Source organism: Microcystis sp. M53603_WE2 (genome assembly GCF_030065435.1).
Map to the genome: position 1 here is coordinate 1 of NZ_JASJFF010000579.1, position 2,078 is coordinate 2,078.

1 protein-coding gene is annotated in these 2,078 nt (G+C 37.7%); it reads left to right on the plus strand.

Annotated features, from left to right (window positions below; genetic code table 11):
- Positions 1-347 precede the first annotated feature (347 nt).
- On the plus strand, positions 348-1,940 hold the full coding sequence (locus tag PX481_RS12175) for a hypothetical protein (protein ID WP_288094649.1): 1,593 nt from the start codon (positions 348-350) through the stop codon (positions 1,938-1,940).
- Positions 1,941-2,078 lie beyond the last annotated feature (138 nt).

The following is a 2,078-nucleotide window of genomic DNA, read 5'->3' on the forward strand; positions in this document are numbered from 1 at the left end:
GAGGATTAAAGATTAGTTATTGTGACTAACTCTTTTGGTTAGAACAAGATAAACTTGAGAATCTTCGGTCAAATTTATTGACTCAAAATCAGCTATACTTAATTTAAATGAAACAGCACTAGGGGCAGGGGGGATCGAACCTAAAATCCATTTTTAATTTAATTATAACCAGCTACTTAACTACTTAACTGAATCTGCTAGGATGCTATCACAGAATAGAAGACTACATCTATTAATTACTGAGGCAGAACCAAGTTTAACCGCTCTTTTTTCACTACTTCTATCGCTTTGGGTCCCAAAAATTAGGCGTTTCGGTTTACCATGGTCAAAGTGTGCTTTCTAGGCTAATGACTTTGACTAAAAACCCCGTGAGCAGAAACCGTCGTTTTTCCCCGCGCAATCTCTTTGAGACTTGCATGGCCCTATTGGTGTTATGTAATTATATTCTGGTTATTTTCGATTTAACCTATATTCCCCTGCGAGATTTTTGGTTACAGGGACGCTTGCAAATAACCTTATTAAGATTTAATGAACCAATAAAACTCGGGCTGATTTCCTTTCAAGAATTACAAATACCTCCCGATAAACCCCTAGAAATTCCCTTTGTTAAAGGAATCGCTAAGTATGATGTGGTGAAAGGAATTAAACCCTATCGCAGTACCAGTGAATATTTAGAGACGGTTAATAAACTTAATCAACTAATTAATCAAAAGCTCTTTAACCCAGAGTTTAATCTGCAAGAATATCGCCAAGATATCGAGAAAATTTTAGACAATTTGCGCCAAAAAAGTGTCAATATGATTGATAATAATCCCTTTGCCTTGGCGGAGAAAACTGGGACTTTAGAGAAGATTAAAAATAAAATGCGCTTGCGGGTTTTTAAAACAGAAAATGTTTCCGCAAAAGCAGCCTTTCAGAAGTTTTGGACTTGGGATTATCTCAGTCAAAATGGCTGGGAAAAAGAGTTGAAGTTTTTTAATCAAGAAATTCAACCTTTAATAGAAACTAATTATTTTCGTCCCCTGGGAGAAGATGGGAGACCGATAGATAACTTTGAGGCGATCGATTTTTTATTTGGTACCATCTTTTTCTGGGAATTTATGCTGAGAACTTGGTGGATTGCTCGCACTCATAAAGGCCTGCGTTGGCGCGAGGCTATGTTATGGCGATGGTACGATATTTTTCTGTTTATTCCTATCTGGAGATGGTTGCGATTTATTCCTACCGTTATTCGCCTAGATCAAGTTAAAATTATTAACTTAAGGTTGATTAAAGAACAGGCAATTAAAGGCTTAGTTGCGCTAATTTCTAAAGATATTACTGAGATAATTGTCCTGAGAATAATTAATAAAATTCAGGAATATATTCGACGGGGACAAGTGAAAAATTTTCTCAATCGATCCCTTAATGGTGGCTATAATAATCTCAATGATACTAATGAAGTTATTGAAATTTTTCGGTTAGTAGTTAATAGCACCGTTGACAAGGTTTTACCGCAAGTTAAACCAGAAGCAGAAGCTTTAATTAAATACAATATCGAGAAAATTCTCAGTCAAACTCCCGCTTATCAGAGCTTATTGCGATTACCCGGCATGAAAGGGTTAAAAACTGACTTGAGCAATCGCTTATCTAGTCAATTGTATCAATCCTTTGTTAATATAGCTGAAAAGATTACCCAGGAAGACGAAGTTTTTGAGCGTTTAGTTCAGCAATTAGTCCAGCGTTTCGGGCAATCTCTCGCCGGGGAATTACAATCCCGTCACAGTCTAGAAAGAATCGAGATGTTATTAATTATCTTCCTGGAAGAAGTCAAATTAAACTATGTACAAGAATTCTCAGATGAAGACTTAGAAACTATCCTCGAACAAACTCGCTTACTCCACTCTAAAAGTGCAGAAATTACCCCAGGAGAAACCATGAATCCTCGTCGTCTTCCCTAAAAATTAAGTAGCTGGTTATAATTAAATTAAAAATGGATTTTCGGTTCGATCCCCCCTGCCCCCCTTGATAAGGGGGGTGCCGATAGGCGGGGGGATCTCCCCTTGATAAGGGGGGTGCCGATAGGCGGGGGGATCTCC

Bases quoted from the DNA above. Each gene is read 5' to 3' on its own strand.
- PX481_RS12175 (WP_288094649.1), top strand. From the start codon at position 348: ATGACTTTGACTAAAAACCCCGTGAGCAGAAACCGTCGTTTTTCCCCG.